Genomic DNA, 21,862 nt, shown 5'->3' on the forward strand with positions numbered 1-21,862 from the left:
TAGGCATAACAATTGTATTGAGAGAAAACAATAAACAAAGTAGTATATATACCTTTACATAGGAAGGAGCCAGACAGGTGAAACGAGTATACAGCATATGTCTTTCAACTATGGTCTCGTTTATTCTATTATTTCCTAACATGAGTTTTGCAAAGACAACGGTAGAAACAAAAATGCCTTCATCTGTTTTAAATATTTCTAAAGACAATACGTTTCCAAATGATGCGCAAGATTTGCCGCGCTTACAACCGAGTAAGTTTGCTCAAGAACTATTGAAAACAGCAAATATTAAAATTGAAAATCCGGACTTAATTCGAATGTTTAATGAAACGACAATTTCGAATGCGCCGCTTGCGGTAGGGTACCGAGCGAAGATTTATCTAGGTCAATGGGCTTTAAATTATGAATCGGTTGATACGTCGATTAATTGGGAATATAAACAAGTAAATCGCAATGTGTACGATAATCGCGGAGGAGATCGCTTATATCCGCTACGCTATAAGCAAGAAACGCAAAAGACGGTTGAAGGTGATTTAACAGCAGATATGAAAAATACTGCGGATGTGAAAAAAATGATGCTTCTCAAAGCACTTGAAAAAGTACAATTGCCACTTGCATTTAAAACGACCATTGGTTATGGTACTGGACATGAGCGTGTGTATAATATTAGTCCGAGTCAACTTGGATATTTATACGCTTATACACCAGCAGTAAATGAAAAAGGAAAAGTAACATTTGGAGAAGTGTACCTTGTGTTAAAAGGAAATCAAAAGAGGCTTGTAGTAAAAAATATTACCTCACAAGGAATCGGAGCTGCTATTCCAATTCATGATCATTTGTATTTTAAATTCATTTCTTCTTCTCACTCGCAATAATATGAAAAAACGTCAGCTTATAAGCTGACGTTTTTATTTATCCCGCTATTTGTGGGCAATTGGTTCAACTAATAATCAGTGGGGAATGAACAAAACCCCCACTGATTAAAGTTGAACTTTAAAATGTTATGTTTGCTGTTTTTGATAAGAAGTCTTCTGTCGGATAGTAGCTATTTTTTACAAGAACATTTGGTCCAAGGCATTTTACTGCAGGACAGTGACAGCTTAATGATTGTGCTGTTTTTGAAGCACTCCATTTGTCATACGCTTCTTGTAGTGTGTTTGTTTGTACGTTACCTAGAAGAGGAACGTCACCGAAATCAGTTACAATAATATTTCCATCGAAAATGTTGACGTTTAAACGAGAACGACCATCTGGATCGTTACGAACTGTTACATTTTTGCTTTCTTGTAATTTCTTAAATGTGGCGATGTCTCGCTCGTCATCGCTACAAGCGTAGAAAGGTAAAGTTCCAAATAACATCCATACATTTTCATCGCGAATTTCTAGTAAATGCTCAATTGCATCTCGAATTTCAGCTTTTGTTAAGATCTCTAGATTACTCGCGAAGTCACTTGGATACATTGGATGAACTTCATGACGTTTACAGCCCATCTCTTCGACAATTTGACGATGAATATGTTCAATATGCGGTAGAGTCCTTTTGTTTAACATCGTTTCGGCTGATACGAGTACACCTGCATCTGATAGAGCTTTACTATTTGTAATCATTCGTTCAAATAATTTTGCACGTTGTTCATAAGTAGGTTTACGTTCCATCATTGCAAATCCACCTTCAACGAAGTCATCAATTGTTCCCCAGTTATGAGATATATGCAATACGTCTAAATAAGGAATAATTTGTTCGTAACGTGCTAAATCTATAGTTAAGTTTGAGTTGATTTGAGTGCGAACGCCTCGTTCATGAGCGTATTTTAAGAGTGGTGTTACATAGTTGTCGACGGATTTCTTTGAAAGCATTGGTTCTCCGCCAGTAATACTTAAAGAACGTAAATGAGGAATCTCATCTAATCGTTTTAATAAAAGTTCCATAGGAAGCGGATTTGGATCTTTCGGCTGTAATGTGTAACCAACAGCACAATGCTCGCAACGCATATTGCATAACGTTGTCGTTGTAAACTCAACGTTTGTTAATAGTAGTTTGCCGTACTCTTCAAGGTCCATATACGCTTCCCATGGATCGTAAGAAGGAGTAATCGGCTTCATTTTTTGTGATATCGTCATATGAAATACTCCTTTGACTATTGAAATAACAATTTGTCCATTCTCTATAATAGAAGAATATGTACTTTTTATAAAGTGAAACTTTTTTGTGAAAAAAGAGAGAGGGCTTACATTTGAATGAATGGCTGTGACAAATTGATGAAATTTCATGCCCATAGCAATCATTTTTGCGGTATAATAAAAGCATCTCGAATTAAAAGGAGAGTGCCTTCATGGGAAAAGCAATTGAAGATAAAGATTCACAACTAGTATATTTAAAAGAACGTTTAAATATGTTCATTGAAGTAATTGATACAATTGAACCTGAAGAAGTAGAGTTAGAAGATGTAGATCGTCTTCTTGCGATGTTAGATGAATTAGAATTAAAATGTGAGCAATTTAAAAAAGACGAATAATATATTAAAAAGGCTGCCAATGCAAAATTGGCAGCCTTTTTCTGTATGGATAATAGAAGGACGGTAGAAAAAAAGGTATAATCAAGTTGTGAAAAATTTCATTTATGCTTTAATAGCGTGAAACAAATAAAAAGCTGAAGAGCATAACGATGGAATTTTCAGCTCATAACGTTTTGGTAGCGTTCACAATTGAGGGGGAAGTAACAATGGAAAAGCTTCAAGAAAGCATGTATCAACTAATTGTTGAAACGTCAACGAACTTACCGAAAGATGTTCGTCGTGCGATTCAACAAGCGAAAGAACGAGAAAATGCAGGGACTCGTTCTGCGATGGCACTTGGCACAATTACGAATAATATTAAAATGGCTGATGATAACATCTCGCCAATTTGCCAAGATACAGGGATGCCAACGTTTAAAATTTATACACCAGTTGGTGTGAATCAATTACATTTGAAGGAAGCTATCTATAATGCGCTTGAGCGGGCGACAAAAGATGGTAAACTTCGTCCCAATTCTGTTGATTCTCTTTTTGGAGACAATAGTGGAAATAATTTAGGACCAGGTACACCGGTTATTAAGTTTGAACAATGGGAAAAAGATTATATTGATGCACGCTTAATCCTAAAGGGTGGTGGCTGTGAGAATAAAAATATTCAGTATAGCTTACCGTGTGAATTAGAAGGACTTGGACGCGCTGGCCGTGATTTAGAAGGGATTCGTAAATGCCTTCTTCATGCTGTATATCAAGCGCAAGGTCAAGGCTGTAGTGCAGGTGTAATTGGTGTTGGTATCGGGGGAGACCGCACATCAGGTTACGAATTAGCAAAAAATCAATTATTCCGTACATTAGATGATGTCAATCCAGTACCAGAGTTACAAAAACTTGAAGAGTACGTATTAGAAAATGCGAATAAGCTTGGCATTGGTACGATGGGATTTGGCGGAGAAACAACTTTACTTGGTTGTAAAATTGGCGTGTATAATCGTCTGCCAGCTAGTTTCTACGTATCTGTTGCGTATAATTGCTGGGCATATCGCCGCCTTGGCGTAACAATCCATCCTGAAACAGGTGAAATTATGGATTGGCTATATCAAGAAGGTGAGGATACACTTCAGCAAGAAGCGCAAGAAAAAACAGAGCAACGTGAGATTGTATTACAAGCACCAATTACAGAAGAGCAAATTCGTGAACTTCGCGTTGGTGATGTTGTAACAATTAATGGCATGATGTATACAGGTCGTGACGCAATCCATAAGCATTTAATGGATAACGATTGTCCAGTAGATTTAAAAGGACAAGTTATTTATCACTGTGGTCCAGTTGTCGTGAAAGATGAAAATGAAAACTGGCAAATTAAAGCGGCAGGTCCAACGACAAGTATTCGTGAAGAACCGTACCAAGGCGATATTATGAAGAAATTCGGTATTCGCGCTGTCATTGGAAAAGGTGGTATGGGTGCAAAAACATTAGCGGCTTTAGAAGAGCACGGTGGTGTATATTTAAATGCAATTGGCGGTGCAGCGCAATATTATGCCGAATGTATTAAAGAAGTAAAAGATGTTGATTTCTTACAATTTGGTATTCCAGAGGCAATGTGGCATTTACGTATCGAAGGATTTAAAGCAGTTGTAACGATGGATTCTCATGGTAATAGCTTACATGCAGATGTTGATAAAACATCACTTGAAAAATTAGCTAGCTTTAAAGAGCCAGTATTTAAGTAAACAAAAATGCATCTCGAATGATTCGAGATGCATTTTTTTGGTATATATAGAAAAACATGTTCAGCATGAAAGAATGCACGGCAACAGAAACTACAAGTACGATTATATATGGAAAGGAGACTATTTATGAAATATAAATGGTTATATATCGGTCTCATTTTTTCAATTATGATGGCACTTGTTCCAGTTTCAGCATTAGCTTATACAAATACTCCACATAACTGGGGAATCCCGCGTCCTAAAAATGAAACAGTACCAGATGCAGGAAAGTTATACACAGATTTACTACAAAAAAATGGTGGGTTTTATTTAGGGGATACAAAGAAAAAAGATATTTATTTAACATTCGATAATGGGTACGAGAATGGATACACAGGGAAAATCTTAGATGTATTAAAAGAGAAAAAAGTACCGGCAACTTTCTTTGTAACGGGTCATTATATTAAAACACAAAAAGATTTGTTATTAAGAATGAAGAATGAAGGACATATTATTGGAAATCATTCGTGGAGTCATCCTGATTTTACAACGGTAAATGATGCGAAACTTCGTGAAGAATTAACGAGTGTAACGGAAGAGATTAAAAAAGTAACTGGGCAAAAAGAAGTAAAATATGTACGTCCGCCGCGCGGCGTATTTAGTGAAAGAACGTTGGCTCTTACGAAAGAAATGGGCTATTATAATGTATTTTGGTCACTTGCATTTTTGGATTGGAAAGTGGACGAGCAAAGAGGATGGCAATATGCACATAATAATGTAATGACGATGATTCATCCAGGATCTGTTTTATTACTTCATGCAATATCAAAAGATAATGCAGAAGCACTTGCGAAAATCATTGATGATTTGCGCGAGAAAGGGTATCATTTTAAAAGTCTAGATGACTTAGTAAAAAGCAATCAACCGTAAGCATGTATGCTTGCGGTTTTCTCATGCTATAATGATGTGTAAAAAGGATGGGGAAACGTATGTGGAGCGAACATGTTACGTTAGAGTATCCGTATCATTTTGAAGAGGTATTAAAACGTTTATCTTTTGATCCTCTTAACGTCATTCAATTAGATGAGAAAGTCATTTATGTCCCGCTTTGTATAGACGAGGAACAGATTGTTGTTCGCTTGCAAGGGATTGGTACTGTTCAAAATCCACAGTTTTGGATCTCTAGTCAGGCAGGAGATCAAGAGAAAGTCATGAAACGAATGAGGGCCATTTTTCATTGGAATGAACCGTTTCAAGATATACAAAATCATTTTTTAAACACATCATTACGTCCACTATTTGAAACATATGCTTATACTCCAATTATTTTAGAGTTTGATTATTTTGCTTGTCTTCTTCGCTGTATCATTCATCAACAAATAAATTTGAAATTTGCTACTGTGTTAACAGAACAGTTTGTGAAACGATATGGAACAGAGAAGAACGGTGTATTCTTTTTCCCCACTCCAGAAATAGTAGCAAATATTTCAATAGAAGAATTGAGGGAGCAGAAGTTTAGTCAGCGAAAGGCTGAATATATAGTAGGGTTAGGTCGAAGTATTGTCAGCGGTACATTAAATTTAGCGAGTATAGAAACCAGGGCGGATGAAGAGGTTTCCGCACAATTGTTACCAATTAGGGGGATTGGTACATGGACAGTGCAAAATTTTTTAATGTTCGGGCTTGGACGGAAAAATATGTTTCCGAAAGCGGACATTGGGATTCAGCGTGCAGTGCAAGGTGTATTTCAATTAGATGATAAACCTGATGATGCATTTTTAGAAAAAGTGAAACAAGAGTGTGAACCATACTGCAGTTATGCAGCGTTATATTTATGGAAAAGTATAGAGTAGAGGTGTAATAATGATACAAAAGCAACATGAGAGTAAGTTGGAAGTTGGTCAAACGTTTCCTGTGACAATTAAACGTCTTGGGATTAACGGAGAAGGCGTTGGTTATTTTAAGAGACAAGTTGTTTTCATTCCAGGGGCATTACCAGGAGAAGAAGTTGTTGCTGAAACAACGAAAATTCAGCGTGGCTTCGCTGAAGCGAAAGTGAAAAAAGTTCGTAAAGCTTCACCACATCGTGTGAAAGCACCATGTCCGGTATATGAAGAGTGTGGCGGTTGTCAGCTGCAACATTTAGATTATAAAGAACAATTAAATCAAAAGCGTGATATCGTCGTACAAGCATTCGAGAAGTATATGAACAACAGCTTGGAAGAAAAAATTCGTCCAACGCTTGGTATGGAAAACCCATGGCATTATCGTAATAAGAGTCAATTACAAGTGGGACGTAAAGACGAAAAGGTTATTACAGGGCTGTATAAGCAAAATTCACATCAGTTAATTGATATTGCTCACTGTATGATTCAACATAAAGCAACGAATGAAGCGACAAAAGTTGTAAGACGTATATTAGAAAAATTAAATGTTTCTATTTACAATGAGAAAAAACAAAAAGGTTTAGTACGCACAATTGTGACACGTACTGCAGTTCAAACAGGGGAAGTACAAGTTACACTTATTACAACAAAAGAAGAATTACCAAATAAAGATCAATTTATCGCAGAAGTACAAAAACAGATGCCAGCTGTTAAATCAATTATGCAAAACGTAAACTGGCGTAAAACATCTGTTATTTTCGGTGATAAAACATTTAAATTAGCTGGAAAAGAAGTAATTCAAGAAACACTAGGTGATTTATCATTTGAATTATCAGCACGTGCATTCTTCCAGTTAAATCCAGAACAAACAGTTGTTTTATACGATGAAGCGAAAAAAGCAGCTGCTTTAACAGGCGATGAGAAAATTGTAGATGCTTATTGTGGTGTTGGTACAATCGGTCTTTGGCTTGCAAATGATGCAGCGGAAGTACGTGGTATGGATGTAATTCCAGAAGCGATTGAAGATGCAAGAAAAAATGCGAAGCGTCACGGATTTACAAATACGAAATATGAAGCAGGTAAAGCTGAACAATGGTTACCGAAATGGGTAAAAGAAGGATGGCGTCCAGATGTAATTGTTGTCGATCCACCTCGTACAGGTTGCGATGATAAATTACTGGAAACAATTTTAAAAGTGAAACCAAAACAAGTTGTTTACGTATCTTGTAATCCTTCTTCATTAGCACGTGATGTACAAGCATTAATGAAGAGTTATGAAGTGGAATATGTACAACCAGTTGATATGTTCCCACATACAGCCCATGTAGAAAATGTAGTGAAGCTTGTTAGAAAGTAAAGTGTATTCATATTCCCTCACGATATGAGGGAATATTTTCTATGAAGGAGAGTAAAATGAATAATTATAAATTAACGATTCAGTACGATGGTGCACGTTTTAAAGGATGGCAACGTCTCGGTAATAACGATAATACAATTCAAGGAAAAATCGAGAGTGTCATATCTGAAATGATCGGAAAAGAAATTGAAATTATCGGTTGTAGTAGAACAGATGCGGGTGTACATGCTTTGAATCAAGTTGCTAACTTTCAAAGTGATGAGAAGTTAGTGGAACATAAAGTGAAAAAATATTTAAATCAATATTTACCCAACGATATTAGCATTACGAATGTAGAAGAAGTACAAGATCGCTTCCATGCCCGTTATAATTCTAAAGCAAAAACATATCTTTATAAAATTTGGAATGAAGAGCATACAAATCCATTTATGCGTAAATACAGCATGCATGTGAATAAAAAATTAAATGTGAAAAGCATGAAAGAAGCTGCGAAACATTTAGTTGGTTCACATGACTTTACTGCTTTTTCAAATGCGAAATCAAAGAAAAAGTCTATGGTTCGAGAAGTATATACACTTGAAGTGATGGAAGAAGCAGGATTTGTACAAATTAGAGTAAGTGGTAACGGATTCCTTCATAACATGGTACGAAAAATTGTTGGAGCATTAATTGAAGTTGGATTAGGACAATTAGATGCGGACGCAATCCCAAATATTTTAGAGGAAAAACAACGTAATCAAATTAATTGTCTTGCTGAGGCGAGTGGTTTGTATTTGGAGAATGTTGAATTTTAATAAACAATAAAAAAATCGAGCTTTGTAAGCTCGATTTTTTTATTGTTTTGGCATTAAGAAGATTTTTCTTTCTTCATACGTATCTTCAAATTCCAAAAAGCAGCAAGCATAATAGCTGCAAAGGAGCCGCTAATTGTTGCTAATAGTTTTGCATAAGGATAAGCATTCATATCAACTAGTAACATCATACATACAAGGGTAGGGAAGAAGGCTAAGTATTGTAATAACTTTAATTTGTTATCATTACTCATATATATCGTTCCTTTCTAGTATGTTATATGTTTATTGCAGCATATTTTCCCAATTTTCATTTGCGCTTGGAAGCGGATTCATCCTACATTTGATTAAAGTTTCATTTCATATGTGTAAATGCAATTTTTTAATTCGATATTGTAAGTTTTGCCTACTTAATCCTAAAAACTTTGCAGCCTGTGAGATATTACCGTGATACTCTGTCAGAATTTGATTGATGTAGTTCTTCTCCATTGTCTCTATTGTGTGCTTTAACGTTTTAGGTGCATCATCCTCGTTATTAGTTAGGGAAGGTTGCATATTGAATTCTTTTTTTATTTGTTCACGAAAGCGAGCGGGAAGATGAAACGCTGTAATGATATTTTCATCTTCAACTAAATTCATCGAACCTTCAATGATATGTTCCAATTCTCGTACGTTTCCAGGCCAATCATATGCATACAAGAATTCTCTTACATGTACATCTAGATCCGTTACGCCAAGTCCAAATTGAATGTTGTACTTTTCGATAAAGTGCTGCACAAGATCAGGAATATCTTCTTTTCGTTCACGTAAAGGCGGGAGACATAAAGTAACGACGCTTAATCGGTAATATAAGTCTTCCCGTAATCGATTATGTGTAATAGCTTCAAGAGGATCTTCATTAATAGTTGCTATAATACGAACATCAATTTCTTTTTCTTGTGTGCCTCCGATTCTTCGTATTGTTTTTTCTTGTATAGCTCGTAGTAACTTCGCTTGAAGTGCTGGACTTAATGAGTTGATCTCATCTAATAACAAAGTTCCTCCATTTGCTTCTTCAAATAAACCAGCTTTATCGATAGCTCCTGTAAATGCACCTCGGTTCGTACCAAATAATAAGCTTTCCATGAGTGTATCAGGTATAGCGGCACAGTTTTGTGAAATAAATGGTTTTGTTGAACGTTGACTTTCATTATGGATACTTTGTGCAAATAGTTCTTTACCGGTCCCTGTTTCTCCTACGAGAAGTATGGATGAGGATGTACGAATTACTCTCTTTGCTTCTGTAATGACAGATTGAATAGCATTAGAATCACCGATTATGTGATCAAAGGTAAACTTATTATTTTGTTTTCGAGAAAGGTTCGTTTTCATTGTTTGTTTGAAATGGCTAATCTCTGTTGAAATTTCAATAGCGCCTTTAATTTTTCCGTTTTCTATTATAGGGAAAGTATTGTTAATTGTTGTAATTTCTTGCCCTTTATTGTTAAAATACGTTTGTTTTATATTTTTGTTTGTTTTTCCTAATTTTAATGCCTCTATTAGAGTACTATTTTTATTTTCTTCAAATGCGAATACTTCTAAAGGACTTTTATATAGCACATCTGAGCGTTCCATTGATTCAATTTCCATCATTTTGCGGTTATAGATAATCGTTTTACTTTCCTCATTAATAATATGAATCCCGATATCGAGCTCATTGAGTAAAGTTTCATATAGCATATTCATTTCAATGATCTGTTTAAAATTAATTTCTTCTGTACGCATAGATTATCTTCTCCTCATTTCACCCTATGAAGACTGACTTTTTATAATTTTATTAAAATTCTTATAAAATCGCAAAATTTTTTTGCTATTTTCCCTTTAAAACTTCTCAAATGATAGAAAAATTTTGCGGTTATGAAGATTTTTTTTTGAGAAACCTTCATTTTAAATAGGAATTGGAGATTGGTACGCATTTTGCATAAATAATAGTTGAAATCTCTAAAGGAGGGATATGCAACGTTTCAGTACCGATTAATAAGAAGGAGGAGTTTATAAAGTGAAGATGGTTATAGAAGGCGTGTATAGTCCTTGTTACGGGAAAGTAGAGAAGTTATTTGTTACGGAAAGTTCTTACGTATACGAGTGGGAGAAATTAGCGTTAATTGAAACAATAGATAAACAGAAAGTAGAAATTAAAGTAGGAATCAGTGGATATATCGAATCATTAGAAGTAGTAGAAGGACAAGCTATCGCTGATAAAAAGTTATTAATAACAGTGAGGGATGATCTTTTAATAACAGGTAGTGATTGATACTATGTATTTTGCTCTTTTCAATAATTATTCTTATTATGAACATTTTTAAAAACGCTTACATGAAATGGGTTTCCAAAGTGAAAAGGGGGGATTTATATGATGGATCAAAACCAAGGGTTAAAAAGGGAATTGAAAAGCAGGCACATCTTTATGATTGCACTTGGAGGAGTTATTGGTACCGGTCTTTTTTTAGGATCTGGGTATACAATTCATGAAGCTGGGCCTGGAGGAGCGATTGTAGCGTATCTTGTTGGAGGATTTGTTATGTATTTAACGATGCTCTGTCTTGGAGAGTTAGCTGTTGCGATGCCTGACGCAGGATCTTATCAAACGTATGCTACAAAGCACATTTCCCCTGCAGCGGGTTATGTAGTCGGCTGGATGTCATGGCTAAACTGGTCTGCTACGATAGGTATTGAACTGATTGCAGTTAGTATTTTAATGAAACGATGGTTTCCTGATGTACCGTCATGGATTTGGTGTGTAGCGTTTGCGGTGCTTCTCTTTGCTATCAATGCGTTATCTTCAAGAAGTTTTGCAGAAGTTGAATTTTGGTTTGCAAGTATTAAAGTAATTACAATCATTGCATTTATTATTTTAGGCGGGGCAGCAATGTTTGGTTTTCTAGATATGAAAGGAAATGAACCAGCACCGATGTTCTCTAGCTTTACTGATTATGGTGGGTTGTTTCCAAATGGATTATCAGCCATTTTAATTACGATGATTGCAGTTAATTTTTCCTTCCAAGGAACGGAACTAGTTGGTATTGCAGCTGGAGAGAGTGAAAATCCAGAGAAAACGATTCCGAAGGCAATTAATAATACAGTTTGGCGTATACTTGTGTTCTTTGTATTATCTATTTTCATTCTTGCAGGCTTATTCCCTTGGCAGCAAGCGGGAGTGATAGAAAGTCCATTCGTAGTTGTATTTGATAAAATTGGTATTCCTTATGCAGCCGATATTATAAATTTCGTTATTATTACAGCGGTTCTATCCGTTGCGAATTCAGGATTATATGCAACTTCTCGTATGCTATGGTCTATGTCTAATCAAGGAATGATTAGTCCAATTTTCGGTAAGTTATCTAAAAATGGTGTTCCTATTTATGCATTGATTGTAAGTACAATTGTAGGTTGCCTTTCATTACTATCAGGTATTTATGCGGAAGATACAGTTTATTTATGGCTACTTTCTATTGCCGGGTTCGGGGCGATATTAGTTTGGGCATCTATTGCTCTATCTAACTTGTTGGCTAGAAGGTCATACATTAAGCAGGGCGGGGATGTGAAGGACTTGAAATTTAAAACACCGCTGTATCCATTCGTACCACTGCTTGCGTTAGTATTAAATGTAACAGTAATTGTTGGTATGGCTTTTATTCCAGAACAAAGAATGGCATTATATTGTGGTATTCCATTTATGATTGTTTGTTTACTGTTTTACCGTGCGACAAGAAATAAGGCACGTAAGGTAGAACATATTGAAAAAACAAATACAACAGAGGCAGAAAGTTTGTAAATATATTAGAAACTTATGCTAAAAAAAGAGACTGTAAAATTGTAAACAGTCTCTTTTTTTGTGACAATAAAGCTGGAAACATACTATGTATGCAAAGGGGAACTAGCGATGAATCAAGAAGTTTCACAGCTATTAGAACAGATTGATTTACGAAAAGATGAGTTACTAGAGCTTACAAAGATTTTAATTCGTTTTGAAACACCAGCACCGCCGGCGAGAAACACAAATGAGGCGCAAGAATTTGTTGCAGATTTTCTAAAAAAACGAAATTTTAGTGTTGATAAATGGGATGTATATCCGAATGACCCGAACGTTGTTGGGGTGAGAAAAGGGCTAGAAAGTGACACACATAAAAGTCTTATTATTAATGGACATGTGGATGTAGCAGAAGTATCGGTAGATGAAGCGTGGGAAACCAATCCGTTTGAGCCATTTATAAAAGATGGTTGGTTAGTTGGACGTGGTGCGGCGGATATGAAAGGAGGACTGGCTGGAGCACTATTTGCTATTCAACTGTTACAAGAAGCTGGAATTGAATTACCTGGAGATTTAATCTTTCAATCAGTAATTGGGGAAGAAGTTGGAGAAGCAGGTGCACTTCAATGCTGCAAAAGAGGTTATGATGCTGATTTTGCAGTCGTAGTGGATACAAGTGATTTACATATGCAAGGACAGGGCGGCGTAATTACTGGATGGATTACTGTGAAAAGCCCCCAGACGTTTCATGATGCAACACGCAGGCAAATGATTCATGCTGGAGGACGTTTATTCGGAGCGAGTGCGATTGAAAAAATGATGAAAATTGTGCAAAGTTTACAAGAATTAGAGCGTCATTGGGCAGTTATGAAAACATATGAAGGTTATCCATCTGGAACAACAACAATTAACCCAGCTGTTATTGAAGGCGGACGGCATGCAGCATTTATTGCGGATGAGTGCCGGTTATGGATAACGGTGCACTTCTATCCGAATGAAACACATGAACAAATAATAAAAGAAATTGAAGAGTATATTGAGAAAGTAGCGGCTGCCGATCCATGGTTAAGTGAAAATCCACCACAATTTAAGTGGGGCGGAGAATCAATGATTGTGGATCGTGGCGAAATTTTCCCTTCTTTAGAAGTAGATAGTGAACATGAAGCAGTAAAAACTCTTAGCTCAGTACACGAATCAATTCTATCTAAAAATGCAATTTTAGATATGTCTGCAACGGTAACGGATGGTGGTTGGTTTAGTGAATTTCATATTCCAGCTGTTATTTACGGACCAGGTACATTAGAAGAAGCTCATTCAATAAATGAGAAAGTTGAAGTAGAACAGTTAATTGAATTTACAAAAGTAATAACAGCATTTATATATAAATGGTGTCACACGAAAAAATAGATTAGTGTGTTGAAATCGTACAGGTATGTATACTTGTACGATTTTTTAGTGAACTATTTCAGAGTTGAACAGAAACAACTGAAATAGTTCTTTATTTTTCTATGTTTTTCGTTTTAGTTCGATTAATTTTTCTTTCGCTAATTCAACAGCAATTGCATCATCTAAATAGCCAATTGGAAAGAGATAGTCGGGAATAATATCTGTCGATAAAATGAAATACAGTAATGCGCCTCCAAGAACTGCACGCTCTTCTTTTGAGATAGTTTCATTGCAAAATTGTTGATACATATCGGTTAATTGTTCAATAAAAGGACCAGCGCTATCAATTTGTTCTAATTTACTCGCGAAACTTTCATGAATACGTTTTTCACCTTCTGTTGTCTGAGCATAGCGTTCATAGTTTTCAAGTTCTTGTTTTACGCGAGTTGTTGTATAGTCAAAATCGAATAAGTTAGAGGATTGCAGTGTTTGCTGAATTGTATCAAGAGATGTGTACATATCCGTCTTTTCTTTATTAATGTGAGGAGAATCAGGATACATTTCATCAAATAACAATTGGGGTGGAACTTGCAAACATTCTGCAAATTTTTGTAGATGTTTTTGTTTTGGCGGTTGTTTACCATTCATAATTCTTGAGATTGTTGCGGGATCAATATTTGTATGCATTCCTAATTGACGCATGGATAAGGCACGTTCTTTTAAAAGTTTTTTTATTAATGTACTAAGCCGCTCATTTGGGTTTTCTTTAGGCATAGTGAAGGCACTCCTTTTTTATTGTTGAAAAAATGTTGAGCATTTCTTACATGTATATGAAACAGACAGGCACAGTTGCTCAACATTTTCATAATATGCATTGAAAAGTGAGAAAAAGGGGTGGCTGTTTATGAGTACGGCAGGTCTATTTTCAATTTTTTTAATCGGTATTGCTTCTAATTTAGATAATGCAGGTGTTGGGATTGCATATGGCATTCGTAAAATTCGAATTTCGTGGCTTAACAATTTTATCATCGCATTTTTTGGTTTTTTATTTACTTTATTAGCTGGCTTTTTTGGGAACTGGATAGCGTTATTTATTTCAGAGTTTACTGCAAACCTAATTGGAGCAATCGTTTTAGGTATAATCGGTGTGTTTATTTTGTGCCAGCCTTTCTTGGGGCAAAGAAATACTGTAGGTTCTAAAGATGGTAATGTACTTATGGGCATTTTACGTGATCCAGAAAAAGCAGATTTTGATGGTTCTAAAACAATTAGTTTTTCAGAAGCAATTGTTTTAGGGGTTGCGTTGTCTATTAATAATATTGCAGGTGGATTTGACGCTGGGGTAACAAACTTGAATCTGTGGCTTACAGCAACTATTTCTGGGGTGTTTAGTTTTATTTGTATTAGTGGTTTTGCTTATGTAGGAAAACGATTTTTAGCAGAATACTTAGGGAAATGGGCTACTGTTATTGCGGGCGTGCTATTAATTCTTATTGGGATAGATCAGTTATTGTGAGGAGAACAGAAAACAATGTTCGAGTATTTCCTTGGAAATATGGCAAAGGATTGCATATATCGACGTACTTTTCTCCATACTAATACGGATTTCTTTTAAAGAAAGGATGATCCGTATGGGACGCGGAAAAGCATTTGATCATAAGAAAAAAGGGCATGACCATCAACCGCCTAAAGGTGCGTTTATTCATAAAGATGTAAATGAACATACTTTAGAAGAGGAAGAGCTACCAGTAAATATTGAGGCGTATAAAAATAGTTTAAAAAAACATTAAAAGCACCTACATAGGTGCTTTTTCAACGTATATCTTCAATTAGTTGTTCCGATTCTTCATGCATACTGTATTCACTTAACACTTGAATGCAAAGCCACTTTAATTCTTCGATAGTATGTTCAAGTTCTTCTGGAAGCACATGATGAATGTCTTCAAGTCCCATTCCGAAATGAATAAGTTCAAGTACTTGATCATCGATGTTCCGATCCATTAGTAGTTCAAGTACTTCTAAATTGAATATGTATCGGTGAGCTTCATCGAGTGAAACCACTTTTAACTTCAAGCTTTCTACAATACTCAATATAAAAAGAAGAATCGTTTTTTCAAGAACAGGCTGTTTTTCCATTTGAAATATTAGTTTCATCTTTCACACCTCCACATATAGCGCTAGGTTGTACTATATTATTCAGGAGGGGGGAGCAAATATGCATGATATAGAGAAACTTTTAGTACTGTTTTGTAAGGGGATGGATAGCGGATAAAGTTGAGGTTTTTATGAAATGAAAAAAATCCTGCTAGTATAGCAGGATAACTCTGAATTAAAAAATGCTCCAACCTTCTTGAGCAGAAAGAAGTTCAAGAATTTTAAAACCAGCGATACTATTTCCGTTTGCATCTAAAGCCGGTCCGAAAATGCCAATTCCCATTTCTCCTTTTACGCAGCCGAAAATGCCACCAGCTACGCCGCTTTTTGCGGGGATACCAACGCGGATCGCAAATTCACCAGACTCGTTATACATACCACATGTAACCATAAATGTTTTACAGATTTTTGTAATATGTTTAGGGATAATTTGTTTTTTCTTATATGGATCATATCCATCCATCGCAAAAATTAAGCCGATACGTGCTAAATCGATACAGTTTACTTCAACTGCACATTGTCGAGTGTATAAATCCATAAGTTCTTCGATGTCACAATCGATAATTCCGTTTTGTTTCATGTAGTAACAAAGTGAACGGTTTAAGTAAGCTGTCTCTAATTCTGAATTGGCAACTTTAGAAGAATAATTAATGGTAGGATTATCTGTTATTTCACGTACAAAATGAAGGATGCGCTCCATTTTTTTTTCATTATCTTTTCCTGTTAACATGCTCGTAATAGCTAGTGCTCCCGCATTAATCATTGGATTAAGTGGTTTGGATGGACTTGTTGTTTCTAACTTAATAATAGAGTTGAATGGATCACCAGTTGGTTCCATTCCAACTTTAGAAAATACATATTCTTCACCACGATCTAAAAGGGCAAGTGCAAGTGTAATTACTTTTGAAATACTTTGAAGAGTAAATAGTGTTTGTGAGTTGCCAGCATGGATATATTCTGTTTCTTTATGGAAAATGGCAATCCCTAAATCGTCTGGATTTGCATTTCCTAGTTCGGGGATATAAGTAGCAAGCTTTCCTTTTTTCGTATATGGTTTTACTTGTTCTAACAACTGTTGTAAGTTGTTTGTTTCAATGCACTGCATAGTACCAACGCTCCTATTTCGAATTAACTACGTTTACTTTTCCCGATATGCTCGGAAATAAATAATAACATGAAAAGGTGGAATGATAAAACGAAAGTTACATGTTCTATAGTAGGTATTTCGTTTCGAGTATTCTATATTAAAAAAGGAGAATTTTCCTTTTATATAACAGTTTGGAAATAGGAGATTTATCCATAAAAAATTCAAAAATAAAAACTACACATCTATACAACTATATGTTATTATGGTTATGTAAATAGAAAGCGTTTTCTAAGGCGTACTTATAATGATAACGATTTCATAAATTGAATTAGGGGGAATTAAAATGTTGCAGTTTCTACAACGTATTGGTAAAGCGTTAATGCTTCCAATCGCAGTGCTACCAGCAGCAGGATTATTGCTTCGTCTAGGACAACCAGATGTATTTGATATTCCTGTTATGGCACAGGCCGGTGCAGCAGTTTTTGATAATTTAGCACTTATTTTTGCAATTGGTATTGCAATCGGTTTGTCTGTTGATGGTAGTGGTGCAGCAGGTCTTGCAGGTGCAATTGGTTATCTAGTTATGAAAAACAGTATTGATGCACTTAGTAAGGGATATTCTACTGTAGAATTACAAGATAAATTAGGCAAAGTTCAAGATTTAATAGGTAATAGCGCTAATGTAGACCCATCTAAGCTTGCAGATACAATGACACAGGTATCTAAGGCAGCCGAATTATCGACTAAAGTGGATATGAAAGTTTTAGGTGGTATTATTGTCGGTGTTATAGCAGGACTTCTTTATAATAAATTCCATAAGATTAAACTTCCAGAATGGTTAGGGTTCTTTGCTGGAAAACGTTTCGTTCCGATTGTTACATCGGTTGTGATGTTACTATTAGGAATTCTATTCGCACAAATTTGGCCAGCAATTCAAAATGCTATCGATGCATTAGCTCATGGAATTGTTAATTTAGGGGCAGTTGGTTCAGGTCTATTTGGTTTATTAAACCGTCTATTAATTCCAATCGGTTTACACCACGTAATGAACACATACTTCTGGTTCGTACTTGGTGACTTTACAAATGCAGCAGGTAATGTTGTAAATGGTGATATTGCTCGCTTCCTTGCAGGAGATAAAACAGCGGGTATGTTTATGACTGGTTTCTTCCCAGTTATGATGTTCGGTTTACCAGCAGCATGTTTCGCAATGATTGCGGCTGCTAAACCAGAAAAACGTAAAATGGTTACAGGTATGTTAGGTGGTCTAGCATTAACTTCATTCTTAACTGGTATTACAGAACCAATTGAATTCTCATTCATGTTCTTATCACCAGTATTATATGGTATTCATGCTGTATTAACAGGTCTGTCTCTATTTATTACAACAACTCTTGGCATTCACGATGGTTTCACATTTAGTGCCGGTGCAATCGATTACTTCTTAAACTTCGGTATTGCAACAAAACCAGTATTACTCGCGGGAGTCGGTTTAATTTACGCAGTAATTTATTTCGTTGTATTTTACTTCTTAATTAAGAAGTTCGATCTAAAAACTCCTGGTCGCGAAGATGACGACGAGCTAGCTGAAGAGGGTGACGCACCTGTTGCAGGTTCAATTGGTGAAACTTACGTAGCAGCTTTAGGTGGAAAAGAAAACTTAACAGTTATTGATAACTGTGCAACACGTCTACGCTTACAAGTGAAAGATGCTGGTCAAGTAAACGAAGCAGCATTAAAACGTGCTGGTGCAAAAGGTGTTATGAAATTAAGTAACACGAGTGTCCAAGTTATCGTAGGTACAAATGTTGAATCTGTTGCCGATGATATGAAAAAACACGTATAAATAATGAGATAAGAGGATATCCCAAAAGATTGATAACATCAATTTTTTTAGAGGATATCCTCTTTTTTATGTTAACGATTTAACGGGAATCTTACTTTTGTAAATTTTCTTTTTCTTTTTTATACATATAGGTTGGTAATATGTGCAGTGCGTGATAAAGTAGGGATGATATAGAATAGAGTATCCATAATCTGCTAAAATAAATCTTTAGTAGAGGAAGTAAATTATTGGTGAGTAAGGGGAAAAAAGCAATCATGGATCAGGAAAAAAATAATGCGAATGGGAAAGCACGTCGGCCGATTGTATACATAAAAAGAACAATCATTCTCGTCTTACTATTTTCACTTGTATATTTCATGTATACAAAAATTGTTGCGCATAATAAGAAAGAAGAAACTTTAAAAGCAGCGGCAGAAATGAAGAAACAAGAAGAGCTGAAAAAGAAAGAAGAAGAAAAAAAGAAACAAGAAGCACAAAAACAAAAAGAGCAGGAAGAACAAGAAGAACAAGTGAAGCAAGCACAAGCTGTGGAAAAGCCTGCTGAGGGACCACCTCAAGAAATTAATGAAAACGCTCAATTAGATCAATATTTACAAAACGCAGGATTTAGCGGGACAGCTGTTATTGTGAAGAACGGAAAAGTTCTTTTGAATAAAGGATACGGTATGGCGAACAAAGAGAAACAAGTACCGAATAATTCAGAGACAACTTTTTATATTGGTTCTATTTCAAAGGCATTTGTAGCGACTGCTATTATGCAATTAAAGGATCAAAATAAATTAAATGTAGAGGATACGGTTGCAAAGTATATTCCAGATTTCCCTCAAGGTAATGGGATTCAGTTAAAGCATTTACTAACACATACATCAGGAATTCCAGAGTATGAGCAAGGAACAGAGGATATTTCTCATGAAGAACTGATAAAACGAATAGGAAAGCAAAAGCGTGTTGGGAGCCCAGGAGAGAAATGGAAATATTCCGATTCGAACTATTCGATACTCGCCTATATCGCTGAGAAGGTAAGTGGACAACCGTTAGAAGACTATATTAAACAACATATTTTTGCTACTGCGGGTATGAAACATTCTGGTTTCGGTAAAGCGTTAGAGCAAACAAGGTTCCCATCAACAGGTTATAAAATAGTAAATAACAATATGACAACACCTAATATTCCAAGTATGTCACAACTATATGGTTGTGGTGATATATATACAAGTGCACATGATTTATATTTATTTAATGAAGCACTCTTCTCTGGAAAGCTGATTTCAAAAGAGAGTTATAATCAAATGTTTACGGCTGTGAAAAAGGATTACGGATTTGGTTGGTATGTAGACCCGGGAAGTTATTCGAATCACGGTGTAATGCCAGGATGGAATTGTTTAAATGGATTTAGCAAAAACGGAAGTGTGTATGTCGTTTTATTATCTAATATTCAAAATAATATTAAATCGTTTGGTAAAGTGAATAACGACATTTATACGATGTTGCGAAATATTGAAGTGTAAGAGGCTATCCTATTGGATAGTCTTTTTTTATTGAGGAAGTGTAGGGGCAATGGGATAATGAAATAAAGTGAAACTTTAATCAGTGGGGGATTCTTCATCCCTCACTGATTATTAGCCCTCACCAATCGGGCTTTTACGGGCAGTCGATCCCCCACCTAACTTCTTTGCTTTCGCTGAATTTTGAAGTGGGGGTCTTACTGCCCGGCGAATAGCGGGATAAATGGAAAAGGGGGAGGAGTATGAGTATAGATAGGCATCACGCACGTAATGCAAAACGCATTTTTTTTGTATCTATTATTGTATGGGTTATTGTCACAATTGTATTAGTGATGGAATATAAAAAAGGGACGCTATTCACTTCGGAGAAAGAAAATTTGAAATTAATAAGTGTTGTAATACCGGCATTTGGATTATTCATATATAGCTTTATGGAAAAACGAAGATCAAAAATACTTAAAAAGGAAATTTATAATATAGATAATTCTGAATTATTTGAACAACAAAAATTTGTTGTTCGTAAAGAGGTAGGGATATTTCAAGTAATAACGTACTTTGGATTAGATGGCAGTGCATTAGGTTTTTTAAAAGAAGAGTATGATTTTGTTATTCAACGTGTATGGCAAGTTGTACTTTCTTTTCTTTTAAAGGGACTACATAAGCAACAATTTTATTTATATAATCATTCGGGAGAAAGATTGTTGCGTGTTCAAAAGGAGATGGGAGTACGAAACTTCTATACTTTTTCTAATATAGATGGAAAGAAAATTGGAGAGTTGAAACAAGTACTAAGTTTAACAAAGTGGGAATGGACCTTTTTAGGGATGGATGGTGAAGAAATTGGTAAAGTGGCTGGCGATTTCTCAGCAACAATGCAGAAAATAGATTGGCGAGATGGAACGCATATTGATGTAAAAGAAGATGGTATTCCTTTAGAAGCTGTTAAGTATTTCTCGGCAAGTGGTGGTTCACTTGTTACAGCTTCTATAAGTGAACAGGCAGAATTGCCACGAGCGGTTTATTATAGTGCAGCTGCCATTGTTACAATTAAAAATTAAAATATACATAAAGATAGATGGGATACCATCTATCTTTTTTGTGTGACTAGAAAAGATGGTTTCTTTGAAAAATGTATGCCTTACCTATCACAAAAAAAGCCTGCTCTGTATACATTAAGATGTATGGATGTGTTTTTATACTTTAAAAATAATAGGAGGAGAAGTGTATGTGTTTGTTCGGTAAGTATTGGAAAAAGCTATCGAGATTGTTTAATAGACAATTAGATTATTTTTTAGATAATAAGTTATTGCCTGCTGTGGAGAGACTTTTATTTTCACAAAACTTCGCGAGATTTATTCAAAGAAACTCTAAGCAAGCTACGGAAGAAGTTATTGAATCAAGTAGATTTCAATCTATTATTTGTAACATTTTAAAAGAATGTAATACATCACCTTTTAAAGAAATTGCAGAGCAGTATTTGGGTAAAAACGTAGAGATTACTGTGACAGTTGGACAGTTAACGGGTGTGATTGTAGCAGTTGGTGATGATTTCTTAACACTGCAAGAAGGAATAGGAACAGAAGTTTTATTACCATTTACAAGTATTATATCAATTAAAGAAGTGTAAGAAAGGAGAGTTATATATGTTATTTACTGATGAATTACGTAACCATGTTGGTGAACTAGTGCAAGTTGTGACAGCTGTAGAAATCATTGCAGGCGTTCTTTTATCTGTGACGGATGGGGCAGTAATTGTTCGTACTTCTCCTTCTTATGGACCACCAGAAGATGTAGTTGTACGTATTCCGATTATTGCTTATGTTCGCTTGGAAGGGTAA

24 protein-coding genes are annotated in these 21,862 nt (G+C 35.5%); 18 read left to right on the forward strand and 6 right to left on the reverse strand.

Annotated features, from left to right (window positions below; all coding sequences use genetic code 11):
• The first annotated feature begins 77 nt into the window (after positions 1-77).
• Entirely contained in the window at positions 78-875 is a 798-nt protein-coding gene (locus AC1DMU_RS20850) for a YfkD famly protein (RefSeq protein WP_088061643.1), read from the forward strand.
• A 118-nt stretch (positions 876-993) separates the two neighbouring features.
• On the opposite strand, the gene yfkAB is transcribed toward AC1DMU_RS20850, so the two are convergent.
• Positions 994-2,121, reverse strand: a complete 1,128-nt coding sequence (gene yfkAB / locus AC1DMU_RS20855) for a radical SAM/CxCxxxxC motif protein YfkAB (protein ID WP_000156029.1) — start codon at positions 2,119-2,121, stop codon at positions 994-996.
• Positions 2,122-2,333: 212 nt separating this feature from the next.
• Here yfkAB and AC1DMU_RS20860 point away from each other — a divergent pair, with 212 nt between their 5' ends.
• From AC1DMU_RS20860 to truA, 6 genes are all read left to right on the forward strand, one after another.
• Complete coding sequence (locus tag AC1DMU_RS20860) at positions 2,334-2,516, forward strand: SE1561 family protein (RefSeq protein ID WP_000513547.1); 183 nt, start codon at positions 2,334-2,336, stop codon at positions 2,514-2,516.
• A gap of 206 nt (positions 2,517-2,722) precedes the next feature.
• On the forward strand, positions 2,723-4,243 hold the full coding sequence (gene fumA, locus AC1DMU_RS20865) for a class I fumarate hydratase (RefSeq protein ID WP_000413499.1): 1,521 nt from the start codon (positions 2,723-2,725) through the stop codon (positions 4,241-4,243).
• Positions 4,244-4,369: 126 nt separating this feature from the next.
• Positions 4,370-5,152, forward strand: coding sequence for a delta-lactam-biosynthetic de-N-acetylase (gene pdaA / locus AC1DMU_RS20870; protein ID WP_000875960.1), 783 nt, complete (start codon positions 4,370-4,372; stop codon positions 5,150-5,152).
• Between the two features lie 59 nt (positions 5,153-5,211).
• Complete coding sequence (locus AC1DMU_RS20875) at positions 5,212-6,075, forward strand: DNA-3-methyladenine glycosylase family protein (protein ID WP_000269433.1); 864 nt, start codon at positions 5,212-5,214, stop codon at positions 6,073-6,075.
• Positions 6,076-6,085: 10 nt separating this feature from the next.
• Complete coding sequence (rlmD, locus tag AC1DMU_RS20880; protein ID WP_000615214.1) at positions 6,086-7,465, forward strand: 23S rRNA (uracil(1939)-C(5))-methyltransferase RlmD; 1,380 nt, start codon at positions 6,086-6,088, stop codon at positions 7,463-7,465.
• A 56-nt stretch (positions 7,466-7,521) separates the two neighbouring features.
• Positions 7,522-8,259, forward strand: a complete 738-nt coding sequence (gene truA / locus AC1DMU_RS20885) for a tRNA pseudouridine(38-40) synthase TruA (RefSeq protein WP_075313210.1) — start codon at positions 7,522-7,524, stop codon at positions 8,257-8,259.
• Positions 8,260-8,312: 53 nt separating this feature from the next.
• Here the strand turns inward: truA and AC1DMU_RS20890 are convergent, their stop codons facing one another.
• Entirely contained in the window at positions 8,313-8,510 is a 198-nt protein-coding gene (locus tag AC1DMU_RS20890) for a hypothetical protein (protein ID WP_000063921.1), read from the reverse strand.
• 106 nt (positions 8,511-8,616) lie between these two features.
• Positions 8,617-10,020 carry a sigma-54 interaction domain-containing protein gene (locus AC1DMU_RS20895; RefSeq protein ID WP_088061645.1) on the reverse strand — a complete coding sequence of 468 codons (1,404 nt, stop codon included), beginning with the start codon at positions 10,018-10,020 and terminating at the stop codon, positions 8,617-8,619.
• A gap of 274 nt (positions 10,021-10,294) precedes the next feature.
• Between AC1DMU_RS20895 and AC1DMU_RS20900 the strand changes: the two genes are divergently transcribed.
• From AC1DMU_RS20900 to AC1DMU_RS20910, 3 genes are all read left to right on the forward strand, one after another.
• Complete coding sequence (locus AC1DMU_RS20900) at positions 10,295-10,549, forward strand: biotin/lipoyl-containing protein (RefSeq protein ID WP_000784766.1); 255 nt, start codon at positions 10,295-10,297, stop codon at positions 10,547-10,549.
• A gap of 99 nt (positions 10,550-10,648) precedes the next feature.
• Entirely contained in the window at positions 10,649-12,070 is a 1,422-nt protein-coding gene (locus AC1DMU_RS20905; protein ID WP_000969239.1) for an amino acid permease, read from the forward strand.
• 60 nt (positions 12,071-12,130) lie between these two features.
• Entirely contained in the window at positions 12,131-13,453 is a 1,323-nt protein-coding gene (locus AC1DMU_RS20910) for an acetylornithine deacetylase (RefSeq protein WP_142291667.1), read from the forward strand.
• A gap of 99 nt (positions 13,454-13,552) precedes the next feature.
• Here AC1DMU_RS20910 and AC1DMU_RS20915 read toward each other — a convergent pair whose 3' ends face one another.
• Positions 13,553-14,206: a DUF1232 domain-containing protein gene (locus AC1DMU_RS20915; protein ID WP_001123723.1), complete on the reverse strand. Its 654-nt coding sequence runs from the start codon at positions 14,204-14,206 to the stop codon at positions 13,553-13,555.
• 130 nt (positions 14,207-14,336) lie between these two features.
• On the opposite strand from AC1DMU_RS20915, the gene AC1DMU_RS20920 reads away from it, so the two are divergent.
• On the forward strand, positions 14,337-14,948 hold the full coding sequence (locus tag AC1DMU_RS20920; protein WP_000100745.1) for a manganese efflux pump: 612 nt from the start codon (positions 14,337-14,339) through the stop codon (positions 14,946-14,948).
• 115 nt (positions 14,949-15,063) lie between these two features.
• Positions 15,064-15,222 carry a hypothetical protein gene (locus AC1DMU_RS20925; protein WP_000532409.1) on the forward strand — a complete coding sequence of 53 codons (159 nt, stop codon included), beginning with the start codon at positions 15,064-15,066 and terminating at the stop codon, positions 15,220-15,222.
• A gap of 22 nt (positions 15,223-15,244) precedes the next feature.
• Here AC1DMU_RS20925 and AC1DMU_RS20930 read toward each other — a convergent pair whose 3' ends face one another.
• Both AC1DMU_RS20930 and glsA read right to left on the reverse strand, forming a co-directional pair.
• A complete protein-coding gene (locus AC1DMU_RS20930; RefSeq protein WP_000766602.1) occupies positions 15,245-15,586 on the reverse strand; it encodes a DUF3969 family protein in 342 nt (113 codons plus the stop codon).
• 175 nt (positions 15,587-15,761) lie between these two features.
• Positions 15,762-16,691: a glutaminase A gene (gene glsA / locus AC1DMU_RS20935; protein WP_001149862.1), complete on the reverse strand. Its 930-nt coding sequence runs from the start codon at positions 16,689-16,691 to the stop codon at positions 15,762-15,764.
• A gap of 69 nt (positions 16,692-16,760) precedes the next feature.
• Here glsA and AC1DMU_RS20940 point away from each other — a divergent pair, with 69 nt between their 5' ends.
• The 6 genes from AC1DMU_RS20940 to AC1DMU_RS20965 all read left to right on the forward strand — a co-directional run bounded on the left by AC1DMU_RS20940 (position 16,761) and on the right by AC1DMU_RS20965 (position 21,862).
• Entirely contained in the window at positions 16,761-16,874 is a 114-nt protein-coding gene (locus AC1DMU_RS20940; RefSeq protein ID WP_074651593.1) for a transcriptional regulator, read from the forward strand.
• Between the two features lie 142 nt (positions 16,875-17,016).
• Complete coding sequence (gene nagE / locus AC1DMU_RS20945; protein WP_048567302.1) at positions 17,017-18,519, forward strand: N-acetylglucosamine-specific PTS transporter subunit IIBC; 1,503 nt, start codon at positions 17,017-17,019, stop codon at positions 18,517-18,519.
• Positions 18,520-18,773: 254 nt separating this feature from the next.
• Positions 18,774-20,027, forward strand: coding sequence for a serine hydrolase domain-containing protein (locus AC1DMU_RS20950; RefSeq protein ID WP_088061664.1), 1,254 nt, complete (start codon positions 18,774-18,776; stop codon positions 20,025-20,027).
• A gap of 239 nt (positions 20,028-20,266) precedes the next feature.
• Entirely contained in the window at positions 20,267-21,082 is an 816-nt protein-coding gene (locus AC1DMU_RS20955; protein WP_088061651.1) for a sugar ABC transporter ATP-binding protein, read from the forward strand.
• Positions 21,083-21,249: 167 nt separating this feature from the next.
• On the forward strand, positions 21,250-21,651 hold the full coding sequence (locus AC1DMU_RS20960) for an LSm family protein (RefSeq protein ID WP_000335522.1): 402 nt from the start codon (positions 21,250-21,252) through the stop codon (positions 21,649-21,651).
• A 16-nt stretch (positions 21,652-21,667) separates the two neighbouring features.
• Complete coding sequence (locus AC1DMU_RS20965) at positions 21,668-21,862, forward strand: LSm family protein (RefSeq protein WP_000899469.1); 195 nt, start codon at positions 21,668-21,670, stop codon at positions 21,860-21,862.

The organism is Bacillus sp. 01N45 (assembly GCF_056399205.1).